The organism is Streptosporangium becharense, assembly GCF_014204985.1.
Taxonomy (GTDB): domain Bacteria; phylum Actinomycetota; class Actinomycetes; order Streptosporangiales; family Streptosporangiaceae; genus Streptosporangium; species Streptosporangium becharense.
In genome coordinates this window covers 7740622-7764695 of record NZ_JACHMP010000001.1, presented here as the reverse complement: position 1 = coordinate 7764695, position 24074 = coordinate 7740622, and the positions used below count along the sequence as shown (strand labels likewise).

The window sequence follows — 24074 nt, the reverse complement described above, 5'->3', positions numbered from 1 at the left end:
CCAGATGAGCACACCGATCCTGACGGTCTCCGAGCTCAACGTCAGTTTCATCCAGTACGCGAGCAGGTTGCGCACGCGAACGGTCACCGGGGTCGCCGACCTGGATCTCGAGGTCCGTGAGGGGGAGGTCCTGGCGGTCATCGGCGCGAGCGGATCCGGAAAGACCCTGCTCGCGCAGGCGATCCTCGGCATCCTGCCGCGCAACGCCGACGTCACGGGGGAGATCCGATTCCGCGGTGAGCGGCTGACCGCCGCCAGGCGGCGGCGGACGCTCGGCCGGGAGATCTCGTACATCCCGCAGTCGGTGATGAACCTCGATCCGCTGATGCCCGTCGGCAAGCAGGTGCGGATCGGCCTCGATCCGAAGACGGCGCGTCAGGAGCAACGCCGGCTGTTCGCCCGCTACGACCTGGCGAGCGAGGTGGCGGGGCTCTACCCGTTCGAGCTCTCCGGGGGGATGCTCAGGCGGGTGCTCTTCGCCACGAGCGTCCGGGACACCGTCCGGCTGCTCATCGCCGACGAGCCCACCCCGGGCCTGCACGCCGAGGCCGTCGAGGAGGTGCTCCGGCATCTGCGCGAACTCGCCGCGGCCGGGGTCGCCGTACTGCTCATCACCCACGACATCCTCTCGGCGGTGTCCGTGGCCGAGCGGGTGGCGGTGATGAACGGCGGGCGCCTCGTCACCGTCGAGTCCGCCTCCGCCTTCACCGGGGAAGGCGACAGGCTCAGCCATCCCTTCGCGCGCGACCTGTGGCGCGCGCTGCCGCAGAACCGGTTCTCCGTCGGAGGTGTGGATTGGCACTGGTAGTCAGCGGTCTCAGCTACGGCCATCCGGGCGGGCGGACGTTGTACCGCGACGCCTCCTTCCGGGTGGAGGCCGGTACCGTCGTAGGCATCACCGGGCCGAGCGGCAGCGGTAAGTCGACGCTCGGCGCGCTCCTGGCGGGAGACCTCCGGGCACCGTCCGGTGAGATCACGATCGACGGCGTCCCGCTGCCGAAACGCGGGTTCCGGCCGGTGCAACTGATCCACCAGCATCCCGAACGGGCGGTCAACCACAAGTGGCGGATGCGGTCGGTGCTGCGGGAGTCACATGAAGTGCCTCAGGAGACGCTCGATCTGCTCGGTGTCAGGAGCGAGTGGCTCGACCGCTGGCCGGCCGAACTGTCCGGAGGCGAACTGCAACGCTTCTGCATCGCCCGCGCGCTTCATCCCGCCACCAGGTACCTCGTCGCCGACGAGATGACCGCCATGTTCGACGCGATCACGCAAGCACAGATCTGGCACGCACTCAGCGGCATCGTTCGCGAACGCGGCCTCGGCATGGTCGTCATCAGCCATGAGCCGGCGCTGCTCGATCGGCTCTGCGACGAGCAGATCGCCGTCGAACGTTTCCGAGACCCATCGGGGTGTGGCTCGTCCCCGGTGAGTGCCTGAGCTCAGGGGGAGACAGGACAAGACCATCAAAACCCCTTCAGAACCCTGTCTCCTCAACAACCTCCCAAGGCCGAGGCGATCACCGCCAGTCACCTACGGCGCGCGCTGTGGATCGCCGACGAGTTGCGGGCTCGACCGGTCACCGAGCCTGCCTCTGTGGGACTCGCTCGTGAGTGCGGTGCAGGCCCAGTTCGCACCGGGCGAGGGCAACGTCAGAATGCGAGGACCCTGGTCGGTGATGGCGACGGTGTGCTCGATGTGGGCTGCCCTACTGCCGTCGGTGGTACGCAGGGTCCAGCCGTCGGCGCCGGTCCGGTAGGTGTTCCGCCCGCCGGCCATGAGCATGGGCTCGATGGCGAGGACCAGGCCGTGGCGGAGGGGGAAGCCGCGGCCGGGGCGGCCACGGTTGGGGACATGAGGGTCTTCATGCATATGGCGGCCGATGCCGTGACCGCCGAAGTCGGCGGGCATGCCGCAGCCCGCCCTGCGGGCGACGGTGTCGATGGTGCAGATCACGGCGGGGAAGGGGACCGGGGCGAAGGACGGCCGGTACCCGAGGAATGGGGAACCGGCCCCCGCCTCGGCCAGAACCGCGCGGGCCGCCTCGTCGAGTTCCTGCAGGGACACCCCGACGCCGGCCGCTTTCTGGACCGCGGCCAGGGCACGGGCCACCACGCGCCCGGCTTCCCGCATCGCGTCCATCGCGGCATCGGTCTTGATCTCCACAATGTGCTGCGACTCCCTGCCTCAATCGGTCCCCAATACTTATACCGGTATTATTATCGCGGTCACGGCGAGGACTCCTTTGACTCCATGGGGGCGGGAACACAGCGAACGGTTCGGCTCGCCACTGGATCACCGTGGCGCTGCATCCCGGCGAGCTGGGCCGGCTGCGCGAGGCCCTGGCCCTCGACGTCGCCGATGGGCTGGACGAAGACGACGAACTGGAGCCGCTCGACCGACCGGCCTGCGCAATCGGCTGAGTGCAGAAATGAGCGGCAGGGAAGCGGCAGGGAAGGGGAAAGCCCCGCCGGCGAGCACGTCGCGGCGGGGCCCGGCGATCTCCTGTGAGCGTCAGCAGCAGCCGGTGTTCGCGCTGGTAGTGGCCGACTGAGCTTGGCCGACGGCCTCATCGGCGCCAAGCCCGCAAACGCAGGGCGCCTGCGGGCCCTCGGAGTCGGTGGCGGACGCACCGAGGGTGTCGGCGTCGGCCTTGACCACGTAGACCTCCCACGGCTCGGCGCCGGGGCCGTGGACCCAGACCTTGTCCTGGACGGCGTAGCAGCAGGAGGTGTCGTTCTCTTCGAAGGTGGCCAGCCCGGCGTCCTTGAGTCGCTGGGCGGCCGCGTTCACCTGGGCGGTGGCCTCGACCTCGACGCCGAGGTGGTCCAGGCGGGTGTCGTGGCCGGCCTCGCCTTCGAGCAGGACCAGCTTCAGCGGGGGCTCGGAGATGGCGAAGTTGGCGTAGCCGGGACGGCGCTTGGCCGGCTCGACGCCGAACAGCTTGGAGTAGAAGGCGATCGATCCTTCCAGGTCGGCGACGCGCAGGGCGAGCTGAACACGGGACATGGCGGTCTCCCATCCGGAACATCTTTGTATCGACGACTGTCGATACAGGTGAGGTTGCCATTCTGATTAGACGTCTGTCAACATAGACGTATGTCGAAACAAGCGTTGCCGGTCCTGCCGCCCGATCAGGGATGCTGCGCGCCGATGGCCCGCCGGCCCCTGGGCGAGACGGACGCGGCCGAGCTGTCGCGGATGTTCAAGGCGCTGTCGGATCCGGTCCGGCTGCGGCTGCTGTCGCTGATCGCCTCCTACGAGGGCGGCGAGGCGTGCGTGTGCGATCTGACCGGCCCATTCGACGTCTCCCAGCCCACGATCTCCCACCACCTCAAAGTGTTGCGGGAAGCCGGTCTGGTCGACTCCGAACGGCGCGGGACGTGGGTGTACTACTGGGTGCTGCCCGCCGCATTGAACCGCCTGTCGACCCTGCTGCAGGCCCCCGTCCCGCCGCGAGTCCACACGTGAGAGCTCAAGATGTTCCGTTGGGGCGGCGCCTGGCCGCCGAGGCGATCGGCGCCGCGGCTCTGGTCGCCGTAGTGGTCGGCTCCGGCATCCAGGCAGCCCGGCTCAGCCAGGATGGCGGGATCACGTTGCTGGCCAACTCCCTGGCCACCGTTTTCGGCCTGGGCGTGCTGATCGCTCTGTTCGGCCCCGTCTCCGGCGCGCACTTCAACCCGCTGGTCTCGCTGGCCGCCTGGTGGCAAGAGCGCCGCAGCGGCCAGGGGCTGTCCCTGCGGGAGGTGGCCGCCTACGCATTCGCTCAGATCGCGGGGGCGATCATCGGCGCAGTGCTGGCCAACACCATGTTCGCCCGGCCCCTGGTGCACTGGTCGCTCCAGGAACGGTACGCAGGGCATCTGTGGCTGGCCGAGGCCGCGGCGACCGCCGGGCTGGTCGTGCTGATATTCGGGCTGGCCCGTACCGGCCGCGCCCATCTCGCGCCCGTCTCGGTGGCCTCCTACATCGGGGCGGCCTACTGGTTCACCTCCTCCACCAGCTTCGCCAACCCCGCGGTGACCATCGGCCGAGCCTTCACCGACACCTACGCGGGCATCGCCCCGACCTCGGTCGCACCGTTCATCGCCGCTCAGCTTGTCGGCGCAGCTGCTGGACTGGGCCTGACTGCCGTCGTGTTCGGCCCGGCCGCCCTCGCCACCGCAGCACCATCTCGTGATCCCCGCCGGTCCCCTGATGAGGCCGGCCCGGTCGCGGCCGCTTTCGCCGAGCAAGGAGGTCACCGCCCATGAGCACCGCCGTCCCGTCCGTGCTGTTCGTCTGCGTGCACAACGCCGGCCGCTCCCAGATGGCCGCCGCGTTCCTCACCCACCTGACCCAAGGCCGCGTCCAAGTCCGATCGGCTGGGTCCGCCCCCGCCGACGCGGTGAACCCGGCCGTGGTGGAGGCGATGCACGAGGCCGGAATCGACATCTCCGCCGAGATCCCCAAGATGCTCACCACCGACGCCGTCCGCTCAAGCGACGTGGTCATCACCATGGGCTGCGGCGATGCCTGTCCGATCTTCCCCGGCAAGCGCTATGAGGACTGGCAACTGGACGACCCCGCCGGCCAAGGCATCGACGCCGTCCGCCCGATCCGCGACGAGATCGAAACCCGCGTCCGCGCCCTGATCGCCGAAATCACCCCCGCCCCAGAGCAGGCATGACCACCACCGCCGCAGGCCCGCGCATCACGGCCATGACGGCCGAGCACGCCGACCAGGTGCTGGCGATCTACCAGTTCGGCATCGACGAAGGCCAGGCCACCTTCGAAACCACCGCCCCGACCTGGCCGCAGTTCGACGCGGCCAAGCTGCCCGGACACCGGCACGTCGCCCTGGATGAGGCCGGGCGAGTACTCGGCTGGGTCGCGGCGGTCGCGGTCTCCGACCGCTGCGCCTACGCCGGCGTGGTCGAGCACTCCGTCTACGTCCACCCCGCTGCCCGCGGCCGCGGCGTCGGCACAGCCCTCCTCGCGGCGCTGATTACCTCCACCGAGGCCGCGGGAATCTGGACGATCCAGTCCGGGATCTTCCCCGAGAACACCGCCAGCCTCGCCCTGCACGCCCGGGTCGGATTCCGCGTCATCGGCACCCGGACGCGCCTCGGCCGCCACCACGACGTATGGCGCGACGTCGTGCTGATCGAACGCCGCAGCCCCGTCATCTCCTGAACACCCCTCACCGCTCAGCGCATCCGCTCGACGGATTCGCCTTACCGCTGATTTCTGCACTCAGCCAATCCCCAAGGCCGACCGGCCGTGCCGGTGCGGGCAGCCGACCTCGCCCCGGTCAGCCACTGACGGGCCCGTTCCCGCCATCGCCCGCCCGACCGCCCGGTACGCCGCTAGGGCCCGGGCCAGACCCGGCCGGGCAGCGTGCAGAGCCGCACGGCAGGCCCGAGAGGATCGAGAAGTGACCGCTCCACCTGCACTTCACCTCGACCGGCTCATCCTGGCTGAACCTGGTGGAGCGCCGGTTCTAGGCGGCCTGGTAGCCGGGGATGTCCTCGATCCGGTGGTAGACGGGCAGTCCGCGCTCGCGGGCGATCCGTACGTCCTGGTCGGCGCCGGTGGACTCGCCGGGCAGCCTTAGCACCGCGTCGCAGTGCCGCAGCAGGCGTTCGGCGGTGGGGTACATGATCTGCTCGGCGACCGGATCGGCCGGCCCGGTGCCGCCCGCGCCGCGCAGCACGGGCAGCGCGACCCACTCTCCGATCATCGGGATGTGACCGCTGCGGAAGATCGGCCATGCCGCCTCCTCCAGCCTGGCCAGGTTGCGTGCCATCAGTTCCGGGTCGTCACCGGTGCCCGAGCGGTAGGGGCCTGCGATCAGAATTAGCATGGCATCAACCATAACGTGCAATATTCGGCAAAAACAAGGAGAAACGTGCATGCTTGCCGCCCAACGCCGTGACCTGTTGCTCGAACGCCTCCGCACGGACGGCCGGATCATCGCCAAGGACCTCGCCGCCGAACTCGGCATCTCCGAGGACAGCATCCGCCGTGACCTGCGCGACCTCGCGGCGGCGGGCCTGTGCCAGCGCGTGTACGGCGGCGCGCTGCCCGTCTCGCCGGCGATCGCCGACTACGCCGCGCGCCGGGACGTCCAGATGTCCGGCAAGCAGCGGGTGGCGGCCGCCGCGGCCGCACTGGTCGAGCCGGACAGCACGGCGATCCTCGACGGCGGCACGACCGCGCTGGCCGTCGCCCACGCGCTGCCCCTCGACCTGCGGGCCACCGTCGTGACGCACAGCCCGACCGTGGCGAGCGCACTGGCCGACCACCGGGACGTGGAGGTCTACCTGATCGGCGGACGGCTGTTCAAGCACTCGATGGTCACCTGCGGAGCCGCCGCCATGGAGGCAGTGCGCGGACTGCGACTGCACGCCGACCTCTTCCTGCTCGGCGTCACCGGCGTGCATCCCGAGGCGGGGCTGACCACCGGCGACGCCGACGAGGCCGCGATGAAGCGTGCCCTGGCGCACCAGGCCGCCGACACCTACGTGCTGGCGAGCTCGGAGAAGATCGGCACCGCGTCCCGGTTCACCGTGCTGCCGTTGTCCGAGGTCGCCGGGGTGGTCACCGACGCGAACGCGGACAACCCGACGGTGCGGGCGCTGGAGGTGCCGGTCGTCCATGCTCCGTGACGCCCGCTGCGGGGCGTCCGGACATCACACCGGCCCGCCCCCGTCGGTCCGGCGCGCCGGCCTCCCCTGCCGGACTTCCGGCCCGCTCCTTCGCGGCAGCGTCGCGATACGCCGACGGCGTCGCCGCCGCTGACCTGGGCCCCGACGGCTCCGTGTCCCGTCGCCTCCCTCACGACCCATGGCTCCAGACGCGGCGGGAGTCGGGGAGGGGATAGCCGGTGTCGAGGGGGTGAGTGTTCCAGATCCGGGTGTGGCCCGTCTCGACGTCGTAGGGCGGCCATCCCGGGTCGCCGGTGGCGGCGAACGAGATCCAGGCGGTGCGGATCCGCCCGGAGAGGGTGGCGAAGTCGGCCGGAGGCGGGCTGCCGAGGAAACGGGCGGCGTAGCGGGTGTCGGGCAGGCCGAAGACGAAGGGGAGATCGATGCCGTGGGCGGCCCCGACGGGTCCTTGCCAGGCGAAGTCGTACAACCAGGTACGGCCGCCTGCTCGCGCGTGTGCGTCGGCGGTTCGGGTGGTGGGCATGCGCACCAAGGCGTCGGACATCAGCGTCGTGAACACCTCGGCGGTGGAGACACCGGGGGCGGCGGCACGATAGGCGAGGACGGCGTCGGGGGCGAGGCCGAATCCGGCGGCCACGGCCGTCAGGTCGATTCGCGTCGAGGGGGGTGCGAGCGGGAAGCCGCGAGCTTCTTCGTGGGTGAAACCGCAGAGCAGGTCGAGGTCGCGGGCCCGCCCGTCGGCGAGGGCCTGCCAGGGGGTCGCGGTGACCAGGTCGCCGTCGATGACCGGGGCGAACGCGCCGCCGGGACGCCCGCCGGTCAGCTGCCCGTCCGGCACTTCCAGCAGGGCCTGCGGGGGGAGCGCGGCCAGGCCGTCCCTGGTGGGGGCGGCACCGGTGGCCGCGGCGAGCCGTTCGGTGACCTGCCGCGCGTGGGGCACGGTCAGGTAACCGGCGGGCAGGCTCTGCAGGATGCACCGCCGGAACAGCCCGGTGGCCGCCGGCGCCGCGGCGAGCAGGGCGGCGGAGGCGGCACCGGCGGACTGGCCGAAGACGGTGACGTTGCCGGGGTCCCCGCCGAAGGCGGCGATGTTGTCCTGGGTCCAGGCGAGCGCGGCGAGTTGGTCGAGCAGGCCACGGTTGTCAGGAGTGCCGGGCAGGTGGCCGAAGCCTTCGAAGCCGGTGCGATAGTTGAAGCTGACCACGACCACGCCGGATCGGGCGAGGACGGAACCGTCGTAGTGGGGCATCGACGAGGCGCCGTGGCTCCAGTGGCCGCCGTAGATCCACACCATCACGGGCAGGCTCGCGTCCACGTCCGGGGACGCGGTCCACACGTTCACCGTCAGACAATCCAGGCCGTCGCCGGGCTGCCACACCGCCGGCACTCCCGGCGCCGGCGGGCGTTGCGGCGGCGCGCTGCCGAAGGCGTCGGCCTCGAGTACCCCGTCCCAGGACGCGGGTGGCTGTGGCGGCAGGAACCGCCGCGCGCCATGAGGCGCCGCGGCGTACGGGATGCCCTTGAACGCGACGACGCCGTCGTGCGCGCGGCCGCGAACCAGGCCATGCCGGGTCTTCACAGTGTCGTGCATGTGTTCCTCCTGGGAAGGGTTCCCGGCGTCCGCGGTCCGATGGCCGCTCGGTCGCGAGGTGCTCCGGGTCATCGGGGGATCCTCCGGCGGCCGGCCGGACCGTCCTTGGCGAGCTTGGCGAGCAGGTCGTGCAGGGTCTGCCGCTCCTCGGGGGTCAGCGGGCCGAAGAACTCGCCGGAGGCGCGCTCGCTGAGCCGGTCGACCTCCTGGACCTTCTCCAGGCCGGCCGGGAGGATGTGCACCTCGACGGCACGACGGTCGCTCGGATGAGGCCGCCGCTGTGCCAGCCCCATCGCCTCCAGCTCGTTGACAAGGGTGACCATGGCGGGCTTGAAAACCTGCAGCCGGTCGCTGAGCCGTGACTGGATCATCGGGCCGTGCCGGATCTGGGTGAGCACCCCCAGGTGCTGCGGCTTCAGCCCGACCTGCGCCACGACCTGTTCGTACGCCTCACGGGCCTGAGCGGCGACCCAGTTCAGCAGGAAGCCGGTCCACCGGCTCAGCTCCTCGGGCGGCCCACTCTCGTCATCGAACATATTTTCGTTACTACTCATAACGTTATGAACCATAACGGTTTTCCGGACGGAGTCAAAACGAGCGTCTCGGCTCAGGACTCCCGAGGCTGCGGCCAGGGGCGAAGTAGGTGGGTGGATCCAGCTCGGCGCGGGTTTCCGCACTGCTCGCCTAAGCAGGATTCCGGCGGCCCGTCCCTCGGCATCGGGGACCAGATCGGCGAAGCGGCCGGAGTCGGAGCCGTGAACTGGGACGATGCGGTTCCGGTGACCGGACGGAACGTTCGTTCTGTCCGGTCGGACTCCTCCTTTGCCCCTGGCCGCAACTTGGGAGTCCCGGGCCGTAAGGCAAGCACCTTCAAGATAATCTCAAGTGTGATCTTCTACAGCTAGGAGCTGTTCGGGGTTCGGATCATGCGGTTGAGGTGAGGAGCTTCAGCCACATGATCGAGCCTCGAAGGTGGAGTCCGGCCTCGTAGCTTTCCGGGGCTTTGTCGTAACGGGTCGCCAGACCACGCCAGGCCTTGATCTTCTGGAAGCAGCGTTCAACGGTGTTGCGCTCCTTGTACAGGCCGATGTCGTGGCTGACGGGCCGGCCGCCCCGGCTGCCTTTCTTCTTGCGGTTGGCGGCCTGGTCCTTCTTCTCTGGGATGACCGCCTTGACATGGCGTTTGCGCAGGTAGGCGCGGTTGGCGCGGGACGAGTACGCCTTGTCCGCGGCGACCGCGTCCGGCCGGGTGCGGGGCCGGCCGACCGGACCGGGAACGCGGATCTTGTCCACGACGGTGATGAACTGCGGGCAGTCGGCGGCCTGCCCGGGTGTGAGCACGAAAGCCAGCGGCAGCCCGGCGGCGTCGACCGCGGCATGGACCTTGCTGCTCAGCCCGCCCCGGGATCGGCCGAGCCCGGCAGCCTTGGCCCGGGCCCTGCGGCGTCGCCGCAGCGCGGCACGATCTTGGTCCGACGACGCGTCCGCGCCGTCCGCGCCGAGGGCGACCTGCGGCGCATCACCCGCAGCACCGGCGGCTGCTCCGGCAGCGGAGCCCCCTTTTCCTCGGTCAGGGCCTGCTCCAGCGCATCCAGGGTCTCCCCGGCCACCGCCAGCCCGGCCGACTCCTGATGCGCCCGCACGATCGTGGAGTCCACGCTGACCAGCTCCAGCCCGACCTGCCCGCGCGATGCGGCCTCGGCGATCAACGCGTCCATCAGAGCCTGGAACACCCCGGCCCTGGCCCAGCCGTTGAACCGGGAGTAGAGCGTGGACCAGGGCCCGTAGCGTTCCGGGACATCACGCCAGCCCGACCCGGTGCGAAACCGCCACAGGATCCCGTTGAACTGATCACGCATCCGCCGCGGCAGCGGCCCGGTGGCCGCCACCGGCAGACACGGCTCGATCAACGCCCACTCGGCATCCGTCACATCAAAGCGCGCCACGTCCGAGTTCTACCAGCCGCGGCCGGCTCACCACCGGACCCCACCTAGATCCGAACCCCAAACAGCTCCTAGGGGGGTGAATACGACCCCTCCGCAGCAGCGCCGGCCGCTGTCTCGCCGGACCCTGCTCCTGGGCGGGCTGGGCGGGCTCGGCGCCCTGGCCATCATCGACGCGCCGACCGCGATCGCCCTCACCCGCACTTTCGACGATCCCCCCCACGCCGAGCCCCCCACACCGAGCGCCGCCCCCCTCACCGGCCACACCGACTGGGTCTACTCGGTGGCCTTCAGCCCGGACGGCAGACTCCTCGCCACCGCCGGCCGCGACGACACGGTGCGGCTGTGGGACGTGGCCCGCCGCAAACCCGTTGCCATCCTCCCCCGCCGCGCCGACTTGGTCTACTCGGTGGCCTTCAGCCCGGACGGCAGACTCCTCGCCACCGGCAGCTTCGAAGGTGCGGTGCGGCTGTGGGACGTGGCCCGCCGCAACGCCGTCGCCACCCTCACCGGCCACACCGACTTGGTCTACTCGGTGGCCTTCAGCCCGGACGGCAGACTCCTCGCCACCGGCGGCTCCGACGACACGGTGCGGCTGTGGGACGTGGCCCGCCGCAACACCGTCGCCACCCTCACCAACCACGCCACCAACCACGCCGCCGCTGTCACCTCGGTGGCCTTCAGCCCGAACGGCAGACTCCTCGCCACCGGCAACTTCGACGACACGGTGCGGCTGTGGAACGTGGCCCACCGTAGAACCGTCGCCACCCTCACCGGCCACACCAGCTCGGTCCACTCGGTGGCCTTCAGCCCGAACGGCAGACTCCTCGCGACCGGCAGCGCCGACCACAGCGTGAAGTTGTGGAACGTGGCCCGCCGCAAAACCGTCGCCACCCTCGAATACGCCATCGGGATCGAGTCGGTGGCCTTCAGCCCGGACGGCAAAACCCTCGCCGCCGGCGGCTTCGACAATATGGTGCGGGTGTGGGACGTGGCCCGCCGCAAAACCATCGTCCCCCTCGTCGGCCACACCCACTTTGTCACCTCGGTGGCCTTCAGCCCGGACGGCAGACTCCTCGCCACCGGCAGCCGCGACAAAAGCGTGAGGTGGTGGCCGACCCCGCTGACCCAGTAGATCATCACCACTTCAAGGGGTTCCGGTGGTACCGGAACCCCTGTTGCCGACGGCCCGGTACCTGTCAAACCTGTTGAGACATCAAGCCACGTTCGGTGTCTGTGCTGAGGCCGCGGCTTCGCCGGCTTCAAGACCCGTCGACGGCTTGTTGATCCACACCCGGGAGGGCAGCGGAGGCGGACTCGGCCGCCGACCACGGAACCGCTCGGGATGCGCCAGGAACGCCGCGTTCAGGGTCGCGGCCCGCCGAGCCTGAATCTCGAGTGCCGAGCCGTCGTGCACCGACGCCGGGGTGTGCATCCCGATCCCGGAATGGCGGTGCTCGGTGTTGTAGTACCGGAAGAACTGCCCGCAGAAGACGTTCGCGTCCTCGATGGACCCGAACTCGCCCGGGAACGCCGGACAGTACTTGAGCGTCTTGAACTGCGCTTCGGAATACGGGTTGTCGTTGGACACACGCGGCCGGGAATGGGACTGGTCGATACCCAGCAGCGCCAGCAGCCCGGAGACGGTGTTCGACGTCATCGCGGTACCGCGGTCGGCGTGGATCGCTTCCGGAGCGATCCCGTCGTTGGCGGCGATCGCGTGCTCGATGAACTCCTTGGCGAGAACGCCGGTCTCGGTGGGCCAGATCTCCCACCAGATGACTTTCCGCGAGAAGATATCGAGGATGACGTACAGCAGGTAATGGACCCCGCGCGTCGGGCCTTTCAGTTTCGTAATGTCCCATGACCACACCTGGTTCGGGCCGTCGGCGGTCAGCTCGGGTTTCTTGCGGGCCGGGTGGACGGCCTGGGCGCGGCGCTCACCCGAGGTGCCGCGCATCCGCAGCAACCGGTACATGGTGGCCTGCGAGCACAGGTAGACGCCCTCGTCCAGCAGGGTGGCCCACACCTGGCCCGGGGACTTGTCGGCGAAGCGGGGCGAGTCCAGCACCGCCAGCGCCTGGGCGCGCTCCTGCTCGGTCAACTCGGCCGGGTGGTGAAACGGCCGGCGCGGCCCCAGCCGGGGCGGGGCGGGGTTGCGGTGCCGATGCAGCGTGGCCCGGGATGTGCCGAGGACCGCACATGCTCTGGCCGTACCGAGCGACTTCTCCAGGTCGGGGAAGTATTCATCGAGGACCCGGTTCAGCTCTTGCCGGAGTCCGCGCTGCTTGAGATGTCCTGCAGCAGCGCGAATGCTTTTCCCGCGATGTCCAGGGCCGTTCTGGTCTTTCCGAGTTCGCCGGCGAGTTTCTCGTTGCGGGCTTCGAGCTTGGCCGCCTCGGCCTTGAGCTTCTTGTTCTCGGCCCGCAGCAGGGCCATCTCCTCGGCCTCGGCGCTTTTCACCGGCTTTCCCGTCGAGGCGGCCAGGGTGCCGTTTTCGGCCTGCTTGCGCCAGTGCTCGATGTGGGAGTGGTACAGCCGTTCCTTGCGCAGCAGGGCGCCGCGCTCGGCGCTGCCCTCGGGCAGGGCGTCGAAGGCCGCCAGGATCCGCGCCTTGTAGGCCTTGGTGAAGGTGCGCCGCTTGGGCCGGCCCGGCTGCTGTTCGGTCACGCGACCATCCTGCCCGGTCATGGCGGTCTGGTCGGCGAGGGTCATCGTCACTGTCTTGATCGTCCTGTCTCGCGCCCTGCTTCACATCAGAAGGACTCATGCGTCCCCTGTCTCACAGGAGACTGACAGAGAGGGGCCGGTGGCATCGCCGTACGGCGTGTGTTGCGCGCGGAAAACTGTCAGTGATCAGTGCAACAGTCTGGGTGCGGCGTCCGGAGCTCGCACCGTTGAACCCGTTACCGGGGAGGACTTCTGATGCGCAGCGTGACCTACTCAATGGCCGTGTCGCTGGACGGCTACGTCATCGGACCGGACGGCGGCTTCGACTGAACGGCACTCGACGAGGAGGTCTTCAACCTCGCCACCGACAAGGTACGCAAGGCCGACGTCCATCTGCTGGGACGACGGCTGTACGAGACCATGCTGTACTGGGAGACCGCCGACCAGAACCCGTCGCCCGACTTCTCAACGCTCGAATTCACCGCCATCTGGTGTCATCAATCAAAGCCCGCTCCCTGGACTGCGCGCCGGAGTGTTTCCTGATCAGGTGGTTCCGCGCCGTACTATCTGGCGTGTAATTAAATATCTTGAAAGAAGGCCGATATGTCGCTCGTATCACCGGTCGATCGGGACGCCGTCCTGGTGCGCGCCGCGGACGCCGAGGTCGTCGAGCAGTCCGCCGTCAACCTCACGCTTCTGGCTGACTCCAGCACCACCGGCGGCGCGCTCAGCACCATGCGTGTGACGCTGGCGCGGGGTGCCGACGGCGCGCTTCCGCACCACCACACGAGTGCGTCGGAGCTGTTCTACGTCCTCGACGGCGAGGTTCAGATCCTCGCGGGCGAGCGTGTCGTGACGGCGGGGGAGGGCGACCTGGTCGTCGTCCCGCCGAACATGCCGCACGCCTTCGGAGCCGCACCGGGCGCCGGTGCCGATCTGCTGATCGTCATCACCCCCGGGATCGAGAGGTTCGACTACTTCCGGCTCCTGGCGCGCCTGAGCAGGGGCGAGGCCACACTGGACGAGCTGCTCGCCTCACAGGAACGCTTCGACAACCACTTCCTCGACAGCCCGGTCTGGCGAGAGGCTCGCGCGGGGGAGGCGGACTGATTCGATTCTCGGCCCCGCCCCCACGGCATGCCCGGCCGGTGCGCGGCCGGCTGTCCAGTCGGCGCCGAGCGCGGCGAGGCAGCGGACTTGACCGGCGGCGGGCACCGGCCGGGATCGAGCCGGGGGCGGGGGCGGGGCGGGGTCTTCCTCTCGCCCCCGCTTGTCGTCGCGAGATCCCCCGCCGGCTCAGCAAGGGCGAGTCGCTGCACGCGCTGCAGCGGGACCTGCTGTATGCCCACGAAGGCGCGATCCTGGAGAGGTGGTGGCGGCTTCGTCGCCGGCGTGTGTCGGCTGCCCGGCGGCCAGGGAGGTGAGCAGGCGCAGGCGTTCGGCGGAGGGGGAGCCGGGCTCGGTGGTGTAGATGATGAGCACGAGTCCGGGTTCGGCGGTGATGGCGAGTTCTTCGTAGGCGAGCAGGAGTTCCCCCACCTCGGGATGGTGGAAGCGCTTGGTGCCCGTGCCGTGGGTGCGCACGTCGTGCGCGGCCCACAGGGTGCGAAAGGTGTCGCTTCGGGTGGAGAGTTCGCCAACGAGGTCCTGCAGGGCGCGGTCGTGCGGGTCGCGTCCCGCTTCGGCGCGCATGATCGCGACGCACATCTCGGCGAACAGGTCCCAGTCGGGGTAGAAGTCGCGTGAGGCGGGGTCGAGAAACTGGAAGCGGGCCAGGTTGGGAGTGCGTCCGCCGTCCCCGATGACGGGCGCGTAGAAGCGGCGGCCGAGCGCGTTGGCCGCCAGCAGGTTCTGGCGCGGGTCGCGGACGAAGGCGATGCCGTCGGTGATGGCGTCCAGCGCCCAGTGCAGGCTCGGCCGGGAGGCGCTCTGCCGGGTGGCACGGCGGCGCGGCCGGCCGGAGGCGGGGATACCGTCGGCGGCACGCGCCAGGTCGAACAGGTGGGTGCGCTCGGTGTCGTCCAGGTGCAGCGCCCGCGCGATCGCCTCCAGAACGGACGCGGACGCACCGGCGATCTGGCCGCGTTCGAGTTTGGCGTAGTACTCGACGCTCACCCCGGCGAGGATGGCGACCTCGGTACGGCGCAGGCCGGGCACGCGCCTGTTGGAGCCACCGGGGATGCCGGCCTCCTCGGGCGTGACCTCTACTTCGGCGGGCAGCTCATCCGCTACTACGGCCGCATGACCGTGCTCGGCGGCCTGGCCGCCATCGTCGGGCCGCTGCTGGGCGGCCAGCTGGCCAGGGTCACCGACTGGCGCGGTCTGTTCACGTTCCTCGCCGTAATCGGCGCGGCCATCCTGGCGCTCATCGCCTTCGGCTACCGGGAGACCCTGCCGTCGGGCAACCGCACGACCGGCGGTTTCGCGCAGACCGGCCGCGACTTCCGCAGCCTGCTTTCCGACCGGGTGTTCACCGGCGCGGTGCTGCTGCAGGGCTTCGTCAATGCCGCCCTGTTCGCCTACTTGGCCGGAGCCACCTATGTCCTGCAGGGCATCTACGGTCTGTCGCCGCAGCAGTACGCGCTCGCCTTCGGGCTGAACTCGGCCGGGTTCATGGTCTTCGGCTACCTGGCCGGGCGCAGCAGCGAACGGTGGAGCGTGCGCGGCACCCTGGCCGCGGGCCTGGTGATGTGCGCTCTCGGTGCGCTCGGGCTGCTGGCAGCGGGGTTGTCGGCGCTGCCGTTGGCCGTGGTGGTCGTGTCGCTGCTGGTCATGGTCAGCGGCGTGGCCGCCACCACCCCGCCCGCGACGACGCTGGCCCTGGCCGGCTACCCGCACATGGCGGGCACCGCCTCCTCGCTGCTGGGCATGGCGCGCTTCGCCTTCGGCGGCGTCGCCGCCCCGTTCGTCGGCCTGGCCGGGGCGGCCAGCATGCTGTCCCTCGCGATCGTCACCGTCGTCTCGGTCGCGCTCGCGGCGGCCGCGTGCACCGCCCTCGCCCCTCGGCGTCGCGCACGTCCGGCACAGCCGTACCAAACCGACGAACCCGAGCTCGCCGCCGCGCCGACGCGGTGAGCCACGTCGTGCGGACGCCGGGGCTTTCGCAACTCCCGGCGAAATGCCGGGAAAGAGATCCTCTCGCCTGTTCATGCCGCGCCCACCAGAGAAAAGTGCCCCCTTTGGTGGGGGAACCGTGCGGGCACGCTGCCGGCACCGTTTCGACCGGGGCGTCTGGCCGCTGGTCGGCGAGGCACCTTCCGAGGCAGAATTCGGACGCGCAACGCGTCCGGAGATCCGCCGCCATCACCTGACACCTTTGAAGGAGACACCACTCATGCGTGGAGTGGTTCTGCACGGCCCCGGCGACGCACGCGTCGAGGACCGCCCCGACCCAGCGATCGTCCATCCCACCGACGCGATCATCCGCGTCACCGCGGCGTGTGCCTGCGGCTCTGACCTGTGGCCCTATCGGGGCGTGGACAAGTCTGACGAGCCGGTGCCGATGGGACACGAGTACGTCGGCGTGGTCGAACAGATCGGCGACCAGGTCGAGACGATCAAGGTCGGGGACTTCGTCGTCGGATCGTTCTTCGCCTCCGACAACACCTGCGAGATCTGCCGGGCCGGCTACCAGTCCCGGTGTGTGCACGCCGAACTGATCGGCGCCATCGGTACCCAGGCCCAGTACGCCCGCATCCCGCTCGCCGACGGCACCCTGGTCGCCACCCCGCCATGCCCGACGCCGACCTCATCCCGAGCCTGCTGACCGCCTCCGACGTGCTGGGCACCGGCTGGTTCGCCGCAGTCGCCGCCGAGGCCGGTCCCAGCAAGACCGTCGCCGTCGTGGGCGACGGCGCGGGCGTGTGCGCCGGCCTGGGCGGCGAGCAGGTGGGCAGGGCCGGGCGGTGCCGTCTGCCCGGCGGCCCTGGGTCCAAAGCGGGTCTCTGAATAACGACAGGTCGATGGGGCACGTCGGCGAGGAGGACATTGATGATGAGGTCGCGGAGGCTGCGCGGGTAGACGAATTCGCTCGTCGAGCGCAGGTCATCGGCGGCCATCCGCGCGAGGTGCTCGCCCACTGTCTGGCGAGCACCCTGTCGGAACAGGCGGCTGATCCTGTGATTCAGTAAAGGTTGATCGTCGCTAGTTCATGGAGCCGTTCCTTGAAGGCGGGCCACTTTTCCGAGAGCGCAGCTCTGGCGTATGTCAGGCCATCGAGGCACCGCGCGTCCTCTTTGAGCGACCACAGGCTATGGCGGATTGCGTTCGCGGCGACCCATCGGCTCCATTGCCAATCGCCCTGCTCGCGCTCTGCATAGAACTGACCGTCCCAGTGCTCTCCTAGGCTCTCGTGGACGGTGTTCATAGCGTTCACGGCCGCTTCGTCGAACGGCCGACCCTCGTGGGCTGCTTCCAGCGCCTCGGTGACCTCCGGCACGGTGTCATGCTCGAAACGAATCGCCATCTCGTGAACGACGCGCGCAAGAAGCGCGCGCCTGATGTGCTCTGGGGCGAGGCGGATGCGAGCGTCCAGGTCCGGCTCGTGGTGCCAGAAGCCGATGGGTGGCAGGTCGGAGGAAATCGGCTTATCGATGAACACGGCAGGCTGGGGCTGGTCGAACCAGTCGTCATCTAGGTGTGCTCCGGTGCGCGACTCCACAATGGCCATGGCGGTAGCCTGTGTCGCCGGCCACGGGCGACCGATCGTACGGTCCAGGGCCGCTAACTCGACGCGAAGGGCACCGGGGATCCAAGCCGGCCACCGTGTCCACCTCTATGCCGGAGATCTCAGCGAGAACTTGTCCGTGCGCGGCATAGGTGAGCCGGAAGTTCCGGCTGATGTCCCACGTCAAGTTCCATACTTGGGCGCTCATGCTGAGCCATTGGAGGACTGGATGAGCTGAAGCGTATCTTGAGCTCTGAATCTCGACAAGCATCGTCGTCGGTCCGGATTGATTGAGCAGAATGGCGTCGTCGCGGTATACAGCATCGTCAACGTCGAGCTCCGTTATGAAAGCTCGCCCGCCGCCGGTTGCGCGGACTGCCGTCTCCTCCAGCGAAAGTTGCCCGACCACCGGCCGGACAACCGTCCAGGCGAATCCCTCGGTTATCCCGGAAGCGCCGGTCCGAAGGAACTGCTCGTAGTGTTCCACTAGTGTGTGGTAGCTCATACGTATCCCAAAGCTGTGATTTATTGGGTAAGGAGAGTGTCGCGGACGTTCGTTACCGGACAAGACCATCTGGTGCCACAGCGATCCATCAACGCGCGGGTGACCTGACGCCGGCTCAGCTGTCTCGTCGAGATCGGCGCGATCGGGGGTTTCACGTTCTTCGTTCCGATGCTTCTCCAAGGCCCATGTGGGCGCTCCTGAACGGGACGCCTCGACCGCCACGTCACGTCTCGAGGTGCTCGGCGAGATTGGCCAGCGAGGAGGACAGGCCGGCAGCGTGATCGTCGGCGAAGATGCCAACTGGGACGTCGTCGGCTCGGAAGTCCACACGTGTACGGTGATCCACCGCCGTAACCTCCCAGGTCATCATCATGGTGCCGGCCTGGGCGGGGTCGTCGGAGACGAAGTTGACGGCCTGCACCAAGGGCGGTGTGCCTCCAGGGCTTCTCGATCCCGGTCAGGGCAATGGTCGCGACGGCCCATATCCCAGCGCTGTCTTTCGAAACGGCGATATCCAGTACGTGACCGTACTCAACTTCGGCCAGCTCGCCGTCCAGCATTCTGTGCGCGGCCGCACAGAACTCACTGGCATAGCACTCGGAATGCTCCATTTAAAACCCTAGGAATAGAAAGCGGTAAGGATGCCCTTGATACGCCCGTCAGGCATGCCACGAGTATGATCAACATAAGTGATTCTCATCTTCCTACCCACCAGCCCTTCTTGCGGGTGCGGCGGCCGCAGCACCAGGCGCCGCCGTGACCCGGCCAGCGGCGAAGTGTCGATCTCGGCCGGGGTGACGCGCTTGCGTCCCATCGAGGCGGGCAGGGTGCGCAGCGCGGCCAGCACCGGCCGGCCCTCGGCGGTGGCCCCGAACTGGATCACCTCGTACAACCTCGGCAGGAAGGGCCGCACCATGGTGAAACGGCCCACCAGCATCGCCCGCCACGACTCATCGGCATCCGAATCCGTCGGCGGGGTCAGCTCGATGATCGCTTCCAAAGCCGCGGTCAGCTGCTGGCGCGGCACGACCGCCTCGATCGCCGCCCGCACCTCCTGCACCGAGGCCGGCGCCGGCGTCAGAACCTCACCGGTGGCGACATCGACCTGGTCGCCGGTGGCTTCGATCAGCACCCGCACCGCCAGAAACCGCCGCAAGAACCGGGCCACAGCGATCTGGACAGCGAGTCCAAGCCGGTTGTGATCTCTGCGCTTGGACTCACGCCTCCCGGTCGGCGTCATCGAGGAAGAAGTACTTCTCCAGCTGAGCCCGCGTTGGCGGCCCCTGAAACGAGGCGAACCCCGCCGCCTGCTCATCGGACAAGGACTCGACCGACACCGTGAACCTCCCATGGTCTACGACAAGACCCTCGAAGGCTTCCGGTAGCGATCATGGACGGTCGAACCGATCCTCACCAGGACAAACGCTTAGCGCACGATCCGGTTCCCATGTTCCTCAGCCCCGGATCCCTGCCCGCCCCGCGGCCGTCCCGGACCTCAGCCCTTGTAGTTGAAGACCTGCCGCAGCGTGTGCTGCACGGTGACCAGGTCGCGCTGGTCCTCCATCACCTGGTCGATCGACTTGTACGCCTCGGGGTGCTCGTCGACCAGGGCCGCCGCGCGGTCGGCGTTCCACGTCCTCGTCCCCATCGCCTCGGCGAGGGAGGCCGCGGTGAGCTTCTTGCGCGCCTCGGTGCGCGACATGCGGCGGCCGGCGCCGTGGGAACAGGAGTTGTAGGAGGCGGAGCTGCCCAGGCCGGTCACGATGTAGGAGCGGGTGCCCATCGAACCGGGGATGATCCCCTCGTCGCCGCGGGCAGCCTTGATGGCGCCCTTGCGGGTGATCCACACGTCGCGGCCGTGGTGGTGCTCCAGCTGCGTGAAGTTGTGGTGCGCGTTGATCGTCCGCAGCGCTGAGCCGTGGCCGACGACCTCGAACAGCGAGGCCACCAGGACCTCGGCCATGCGCGCCCGGGACGCCATCGCGTACCGCTGTGCCCACAGCATGTCCTCGATGTAGGCGGTGAACTGCGGGGTGCCCTGCACGAGGTAGGCCAGGTCCGGATCCTCCAGGGTGATGAAGTACTGCTTCATCAGCTTCTTGGCCTCGCCGATGTGCCTGGTGGCGAGCTGGTTGCCGATGCCCCGGGACCCGGAGTGCAGGACCGTCCAGACGTGGTCGCGCTCGTCCAGGCACACCTCGACGAAGTGGTTGCCGGAGCCCAGGGTGCCGAACTGGGTCGCCGTCGTGGTCTCCTGCTTGCCGGTCAGGGTGGTGTGCGGGCGGCCGAGCGCGGCGAGCACGGAATCCACGCGGGGGTCGTCGTGGCCCCGGCCGACACCGGCCGGGATGCGCCGCTCGACGAGCGGCATCAGTGCGGCGAGGCCGTCGGGGAGGTCGGCGGCCGTCAGGGAGGTCTCGGTGGCCACCATGCCGCAGCCGATGTCGACGCCCACCGCGGAGGGGATGATCGCACCCTGGGTCGGGATGACGGAGCCGACCGTGGCACCCATGCCGACGTGCGCGTCCGGCATCAGCGCGACGTGGGAGGGGACGAATGGGAGGCGTGCTGCGCGGGCGGCCTGCTCGATCGTGCCCGGCTCGATGTCGCTGGCCCACGAGAGGAGTCGTTCTGCTACCTGCTGCGGCATTGTGGTCGCCTTCCTACGGGTTGATCTCTACAGGTTATGGACTGACCGGTCACGGATGCCACCGGGTTATCGCCGCCCGTCCGGGAGCCGGCCGCCCGGGAGCCGCCCGGGCCGTGACGCACTCGGCTGGCCTAAACTTGCGCAAGCGGATCAGGGGTGGAGGAGGTGGCGTGCAGGCCGGGGAACACGGTGCCTCTGGTACCTCCATTTCAGGGGTCCTGGAACGCATCACGTACGCCAACGAGGAGACCGGCTACACCATCGCCCGGGTGGCCACCGAGCGGTCGGGCAGCGACCTGCTGACCGTGGTAGGCCCGCTGCTGGGTGCCCAGCCGGGTGAGTCGCTGCGGCTGACCGGTCGCTGGACCTCCCACCCCCGCTACGGCAGGCAGTTCGAGGTGTGGTCCTACGCCACCGTGCTGCCCGCCACCGTGCAGGGCATCCGGCGCTACCTCGGGTCCGGCCTGATCAAGGGCATCGGGCCGAAGATGGCCGAGCGGATCGTCGACCACTTCGGGGTCGACACGCTGCAGATCATCGAGACCACTCCCGAGCGGCTGGTCGAGGTGCCGGGGCTCGGCCCGAAGCGGACCAAGATGATCGCGGTCGCCTGGGAGGAACAGAAGATCATCAAAGAGGTGATGATCTTCCTGCAGGGCGTCGGGGTGTCGACCTCGATCGCGGTGCGCATCTTCAAGCAGTACGGCGACAACTCCATCGAGGTCGTCAAGGGTGAGCCGTACCGGCTGGCCGACGACGTGTGGGGCATCGGGTTCAAGACCGCCGACACCATCGCGCAGGCGGTCGGCATCCCGCACGACAGCCCCGAGCGGGTCAAGGCGGGGCTGCGCTACACCCTGTCGCAGGCCGCCGACGACGGGCACTGCTACCTGCCCGCACCCAACCTCGTCGCCGACGCGGTGAAGATCCTGGACGTCCCCGCCGAGCTGACCGCCCGCTGCCTGGAGGAACTGATCGCCGAGGAGGGCGTGGTCCGCGAGGACGTCCCAGCCGGTGACGCCGTCGTCCCGGCGGTCTACCTGGTGCCCTTCCACCGCGCCGAGCTCTCACTGGCCGGGGCGTTGCGCGGCCTGCTGGCCGCCGAGCACGACCGGCTGGGCGTCTTCGGCTCCGTCGACTGGGACGTCGCCCTGGGGTGGCTGCGCGAGAAGACCGGCGCCGAGCTGGCCGAGGAACAGACCGCGGCGGTGCGGCTGGCGCTGACGGAGAAGGTCGCGGTGCTCACCGGCGGTCCCGGTTGCGGCAAGAGCTTCACCGTGCGCTCCATCGTCACCCTGGCCCGCGCCAAGAAGGCGAAGGTGACCCTGGCCGCACCCACCGGCCGGGCCGCCAAGCGCCTGGCGGAGCTGACCGGCCACGAGGCCACCACCGTGCACCGGCTGCTGCAGCTGCGTCCCGGCGGTGACGCCACCTTCGATCGCGACAACCCGCTGGACGCCGACCTGGTCGTGGTCGACGAGGCGTCCATGCTGGACCTGCTGCTGGCCAACAAGCTGGTCAAGGCGGTCGCGCCGGGCACACACCTGCTGTTCGTGGGCGACGTCGACCAGCTGCCCTCGGTGGGTGCCGGGGAGGTGCTGCGCGATCTGCTGGCCGCGGAGGAGGAGATCCCCCGGGTGCGGCTGACCCATATCTTCCGCCAGGCGCAGGAGTCGGGTGTGGTCACCAACGCCCACCGGGTCAACACCGGCCTGCCTCCGGCGCTGACGGGCATGAGCGACTTCTTCCTGTTCCCGTGCGAGGAGCCGGAGGAGATCGCGGCGCTGACGGTGGACGTGGTCGCCAACCGCATCCCGCGCAGGTTCGGCCTCGACCCGCGCCGGGACGTGCAGGTGCTGGCCCCGATGCACCGGGGCGCCGCGGGGGCGGGCAACCTCAACATGGCCCTGCAGGAGGCGCTGACCCCCTCCCGGGAGGGTCTGCCCGAGCGCCGCTACGGCGGCCGGGTCTTCCGGGTCGGCGACAAGGTCACCCAGCTGCGCAACAACTACGACAAGGGTGCGGCGGGGGTGTTCAACGGCACCGTGGGCATGGTGGTCGACATCAGACCCGACGACCACAAGCTGACCGTGCTGACCGACGAGGACGAGAACGTCGACTACGCCTTCGACGAGCTCGACGAGCTCGCCCACGCCTACGCGGTGTCCATCCACCGCTCCCAGGGCAGCGAGTATCCGGCGGTGGTCATCCCGCTGGCGACGAGCGCGTGGATGATGCTCCAGCGCAACCTGCTCTACACCGCGATCACCCGGGCCAAGAAGCTCGTCGTCATCGTCGGCTCCCGGCGCGCGCTGGCCCAGGCGGTGCGCACCCGCGGCGCGGGACGCCGTCACACGAGCCTCACCCACCGCCTGCGCCGCCGTTGACAACCGGCTCCCGCCTCCGCCCGAACCGGGACGGGAGCGGTTGGCTCAGCGAATCCGATGCGGGCCGAAACCCGGCGCGACGTGGGCGGGATCACGTCGCCTACCGGTCGGCGCCCTCGGCGTCGTCCCCACGTGCTTCCCGTATTCTCCCGGTGGCGAGGTAGTCGACCGCGATCCGGTAGAAACCGGCGATCGATTCGCCTTCCTCCACCCCGTCACGGAACTGCTTGTGCACCTTCGCGAACGGGAAGGCCGTGCTGCCATCCGGCAGGAGCACACCCCACCCGTCATCGTCCGACCGGTGCCAGCGGCCCCCCGTGGCGGCGACGATGCATGCGCCGAGGAACGAGCCGAGCACACCGACCAGGCCGCCGATCCGCTCCAGGTCGAAGTCCGGCTGAGAACGCTGGCGCTCGATGAAACCCTCGACCCACTTGACGGATTCCCGGTTGAGACCGAAGTCCACCTCACTCAGCGGCCCGAGCTGGTCGACGGCAAGGCGGACGTTCGCCTGGATCTGCGAAAGTTCCTGTTCTTCCATCCGGGAATGGTGGCACCGGCCGGAAACCCGATCAACCGGATTCCGGCGCGGCGGTCTCCGGACTCCCCGGCCCGGGAGTCCGGCCCGGCGTTCGTCGCCTTCCCCCGGGGGAGCCGCCGGTGGTGCCGGGAGGCCTACTCCTCCTTGGGAGGCAGCGCGAAGACCTGATCCAGCGCGGTGACCCGGAACAGGTGGCGCAGGTAGGAGGTCAGCGCGACGATGCGCATGGTGGCGTCGTGTTCGCCGGCGGCGTTGTAGACGTTGATCAGGGCGGCCACCCCGGAGGAGTCGATGAAATCGAGGCCGGACAGGTCCAGGTCGAGGTGGCGCACGTCACCGGCGAACAGGTCACGGGCGAGGGTGAAGAGCTCGGCGGCCGTGTCGTAGTCCAGGTCACCGCTGAGGGTCAGCAGGCTGGTGCCCGGCGCGATGCCATGCACCTCGGTACGGAACGGGGTCTTCTCGAGCATCTAT

29 protein-coding genes and 1 pseudogene are annotated in these 24074 nt (G+C 69.4%); 15 read left to right on the top strand and 15 right to left on the bottom strand.

Annotated elements, in window-relative coordinates:
* The first annotated feature begins 4 nt into the window (after positions 1–4).
* Both F4562_RS33595 and F4562_RS33590 read left to right on the top strand, forming a co-directional pair.
* Positions 5–808 carry an ATP-binding cassette domain-containing protein gene (locus tag F4562_RS33595; protein WP_184548540.1) on the top strand — a complete coding sequence of 268 codons (804 nt, stop codon included), beginning with the start codon at positions 5–7 and terminating at the stop codon, positions 806–808.
* Complete coding sequence (locus tag F4562_RS33590) at positions 796–1437, top strand: ABC transporter ATP-binding protein (RefSeq protein WP_184548542.1); 642 nt, start codon at positions 796–798, stop codon at positions 1435–1437. Before F4562_RS33595 ends, F4562_RS33590 begins: the two co-directional genes overlap by 13 nt.
* 93 nt (positions 1438–1530) lie before the next feature.
* Here the strand turns inward: F4562_RS33590 and F4562_RS33585 are convergent, their stop codons facing one another.
* Positions 1531–2163, bottom strand: coding sequence for a M24 family metallopeptidase (locus F4562_RS33585; RefSeq protein WP_375782504.1), 633 nt, complete (start codon positions 2161–2163; stop codon positions 1531–1533).
* 134 nt (positions 2164–2297) lie between these two features.
* Between F4562_RS33585 and F4562_RS36135 the strand changes: the two genes are divergently transcribed.
* Complete coding sequence (locus tag F4562_RS36135; RefSeq protein WP_260317017.1) at positions 2298–2420, top strand: hypothetical protein; 123 nt, start codon at positions 2298–2300, stop codon at positions 2418–2420.
* Between the two features lie 91 nt (positions 2421–2511).
* Here F4562_RS36135 and F4562_RS33580 read toward each other — a convergent pair whose 3' ends face one another.
* Positions 2512–3006: an ArsI/CadI family heavy metal resistance metalloenzyme gene (locus tag F4562_RS33580; protein WP_184548544.1), complete on the bottom strand. Its 495-nt coding sequence runs from the start codon at positions 3004–3006 to the stop codon at positions 2512–2514.
* Positions 3007–3096: 90 nt separating this feature from the next.
* On the opposite strand from F4562_RS33580, the gene F4562_RS33575 reads away from it, so the two are divergent.
* Genes F4562_RS33575 through F4562_RS33560 form a run of 4 tightly spaced genes read left to right on the top strand, consistent with a single transcriptional unit; the run spans position 3097 to position 5172 of the window.
* Positions 3097–3468, top strand: a complete 372-nt coding sequence (locus F4562_RS33575; RefSeq protein WP_184548546.1) for an ArsR/SmtB family transcription factor — start codon at positions 3097–3099, stop codon at positions 3466–3468.
* 17 nt (positions 3469–3485) lie between these two features.
* Positions 3486–4250, top strand: coding sequence for an aquaporin (locus F4562_RS33570; RefSeq protein ID WP_221207923.1), 765 nt, complete (start codon positions 3486–3488; stop codon positions 4248–4250).
* Positions 4247–4666 (top strand): arsenate reductase ArsC, encoded by a 420-nt coding sequence (locus F4562_RS33565; protein WP_184548548.1) that lies wholly within the window; start codon positions 4247–4249, stop codon positions 4664–4666. The genes F4562_RS33570 and F4562_RS33565 overlap by 4 nt, the downstream gene beginning before the upstream one ends.
* The gene (locus F4562_RS33560) at positions 4663–5172 is read left to right on the top strand and encodes a GNAT family N-acetyltransferase (protein WP_184548550.1); all 510 of its coding nucleotides are present in this window, start codon (positions 4663–4665) and stop codon (positions 5170–5172) included. Before F4562_RS33565 ends, F4562_RS33560 begins: the two co-directional genes overlap by 4 nt.
* 307 nt (positions 5173–5479) lie before the next feature.
* Here F4562_RS33560 and F4562_RS33555 read toward each other — a convergent pair whose 3' ends face one another.
* Positions 5480–5842, bottom strand: a complete 363-nt coding sequence (locus F4562_RS33555; protein WP_184548552.1) for a DUF4406 domain-containing protein — start codon at positions 5840–5842, stop codon at positions 5480–5482.
* 49 nt (positions 5843–5891) lie between these two features.
* Here F4562_RS33555 and F4562_RS33550 point away from each other — a divergent pair, with 49 nt between their 5' ends.
* On the top strand, positions 5892–6647 hold the full coding sequence (locus tag F4562_RS33550; protein ID WP_184548554.1) for a DeoR/GlpR family DNA-binding transcription regulator: 756 nt from the start codon (positions 5892–5894) through the stop codon (positions 6645–6647).
* Positions 6648–6816: 169 nt separating this feature from the next.
* Here F4562_RS33550 and F4562_RS33545 read toward each other — a convergent pair whose 3' ends face one another.
* The 3 genes and pseudogenes from F4562_RS33545 to F4562_RS33535 all read right to left on the bottom strand — a co-directional run bounded on the left by F4562_RS33545 (position 6817) and on the right by F4562_RS33535 (position 10184).
* Positions 6817–8238, bottom strand: coding sequence for a carboxylesterase/lipase family protein (locus F4562_RS33545; protein ID WP_184548556.1), 1422 nt, complete (start codon positions 8236–8238; stop codon positions 6817–6819).
* A 68-nt stretch (positions 8239–8306) separates the two neighbouring features.
* Complete coding sequence (locus F4562_RS33540; RefSeq protein WP_221207924.1) at positions 8307–8774, bottom strand: MarR family winged helix-turn-helix transcriptional regulator; 468 nt, start codon at positions 8772–8774, stop codon at positions 8307–8309.
* Between the two features lie 388 nt (positions 8775–9162).
* Positions 9163–10184 (bottom strand): annotated as a pseudogene (locus F4562_RS33535) (IS5 family transposase).
* A gap of 76 nt (positions 10185–10260) precedes the next feature.
* Here F4562_RS33535 and F4562_RS33530 point away from each other — a divergent pair.
* A complete protein-coding gene (locus tag F4562_RS33530) occupies positions 10261–11316 on the top strand; it encodes a WD40 repeat domain-containing protein (RefSeq protein WP_184854805.1) in 1056 nt (351 codons plus the stop codon).
* A gap of 81 nt (positions 11317–11397) precedes the next feature.
* Here the strand turns inward: F4562_RS33530 and F4562_RS35585 are convergent, their stop codons facing one another.
* Both F4562_RS35585 and F4562_RS36565 read right to left on the bottom strand, forming a co-directional pair.
* Positions 11398–12495 (bottom strand): IS3 family transposase, encoded by a 1098-nt coding sequence (locus F4562_RS35585; protein ID WP_184546790.1) that lies wholly within the window; start codon positions 12493–12495, stop codon positions 11398–11400.
* The gene (locus tag F4562_RS36565; protein WP_184546839.1) at positions 12444–12902 is read right to left on the bottom strand and encodes a hypothetical protein; all 459 of its coding nucleotides are present in this window, start codon (positions 12900–12902) and stop codon (positions 12444–12446) included. The genes F4562_RS35585 and F4562_RS36565 overlap by 52 nt, the downstream gene beginning before the upstream one ends.
* Before the next feature lie 552 nt (positions 12903–13454).
* Here F4562_RS36565 and F4562_RS33515 point away from each other — a divergent pair.
* Positions 13455–13961: a cupin domain-containing protein gene (locus tag F4562_RS33515; RefSeq protein WP_184546443.1), complete on the top strand. Its 507-nt coding sequence runs from the start codon at positions 13455–13457 to the stop codon at positions 13959–13961.
* A gap of 186 nt (positions 13962–14147) precedes the next feature.
* On the opposite strand, the gene F4562_RS35580 is transcribed toward F4562_RS33515, so the two are convergent.
* A complete protein-coding gene (locus F4562_RS35580) occupies positions 14148–15008 on the bottom strand; it encodes a helix-turn-helix transcriptional regulator (RefSeq protein WP_184546444.1) in 861 nt (286 codons plus the stop codon).
* Between F4562_RS35580 and F4562_RS35575 the strand changes: the two genes are divergently transcribed.
* The 4 genes from F4562_RS35575 (at position 14928) to F4562_RS33495 (ending at position 16981) form a co-directional block, all read left to right on the top strand.
* Positions 14928–15926 (top strand): MFS transporter, encoded by a 999-nt coding sequence (locus tag F4562_RS35575; protein ID WP_312872209.1) that lies wholly within the window; start codon positions 14928–14930, stop codon positions 15924–15926. The two genes, F4562_RS35580 and F4562_RS35575, sit on opposite strands and share 81 nt — an antisense overlap.
* Positions 15927–16185: 259 nt before the next feature.
* Entirely contained in the window at positions 16186–16617 is a 432-nt protein-coding gene (locus F4562_RS33500) for an alcohol dehydrogenase catalytic domain-containing protein (protein WP_246473629.1), read from the top strand.
* The gene (locus F4562_RS36775; protein WP_246473628.1) at positions 16584–16799 is read left to right on the top strand and encodes a hypothetical protein; all 216 of its coding nucleotides are present in this window, start codon (positions 16584–16586) and stop codon (positions 16797–16799) included. Before F4562_RS33500 ends, F4562_RS36775 begins: the two co-directional genes overlap by 34 nt.
* Before the next feature lie 14 nt (positions 16800–16813).
* Positions 16814–16981, top strand: coding sequence for a hypothetical protein (locus tag F4562_RS33495; protein WP_184546446.1), 168 nt, complete (start codon positions 16814–16816; stop codon positions 16979–16981).
* Here F4562_RS33495 and F4562_RS33490 read toward each other — a convergent pair.
* From F4562_RS33490 to F4562_RS33475, 4 genes are all read right to left on the bottom strand, one after another.
* On the bottom strand, positions 16975–17520 hold the full coding sequence (locus tag F4562_RS33490; RefSeq protein ID WP_184546447.1) for a hypothetical protein: 546 nt from the start codon (positions 17518–17520) through the stop codon (positions 16975–16977). The two genes, F4562_RS33495 and F4562_RS33490, sit on opposite strands and share 7 nt — an antisense overlap.
* A gap of 725 nt (positions 17521–18245) precedes the next feature.
* Positions 18246–18443, bottom strand: a complete 198-nt coding sequence (locus tag F4562_RS33485; RefSeq protein ID WP_221207722.1) for an SRPBCC domain-containing protein — start codon at positions 18441–18443, stop codon at positions 18246–18248.
* A 198-nt stretch (positions 18444–18641) separates the two neighbouring features.
* Positions 18642–19160 (bottom strand): hypothetical protein, encoded by a 519-nt coding sequence (locus F4562_RS33480; protein ID WP_184546448.1) that lies wholly within the window; start codon positions 19158–19160, stop codon positions 18642–18644.
* Between the two features lie 357 nt (positions 19161–19517).
* A complete protein-coding gene (locus tag F4562_RS33475) occupies positions 19518–20672 on the bottom strand; it encodes an RtcB family protein (RefSeq protein WP_184546449.1) in 1155 nt (384 codons plus the stop codon).
* 170 nt (positions 20673–20842) lie between these two features.
* On the opposite strand from F4562_RS33475, the gene recD2 reads away from it, so the two are divergent.
* Entirely contained in the window at positions 20843–23059 is a 2217-nt protein-coding gene (gene recD2, locus F4562_RS33470) for an SF1B family DNA helicase RecD2 (RefSeq protein WP_184546450.1), read from the top strand.
* A gap of 100 nt (positions 23060–23159) precedes the next feature.
* On the opposite strand, the gene F4562_RS33465 is transcribed toward recD2, so the two are convergent.
* Together F4562_RS33465 and F4562_RS33460 are read right to left on the bottom strand one after the other, a co-directional pair.
* Positions 23160–23600, bottom strand: coding sequence for a hypothetical protein (locus tag F4562_RS33465; protein WP_184546451.1), 441 nt, complete (start codon positions 23598–23600; stop codon positions 23160–23162).
* Positions 23601–23734: 134 nt separating this feature from the next.
* Positions 23735–24070, bottom strand: coding sequence for an STAS domain-containing protein (locus F4562_RS33460; protein WP_184546452.1), 336 nt, complete (start codon positions 24068–24070; stop codon positions 23735–23737).
* Positions 24071–24074: the final 4 nt, after the last annotated feature.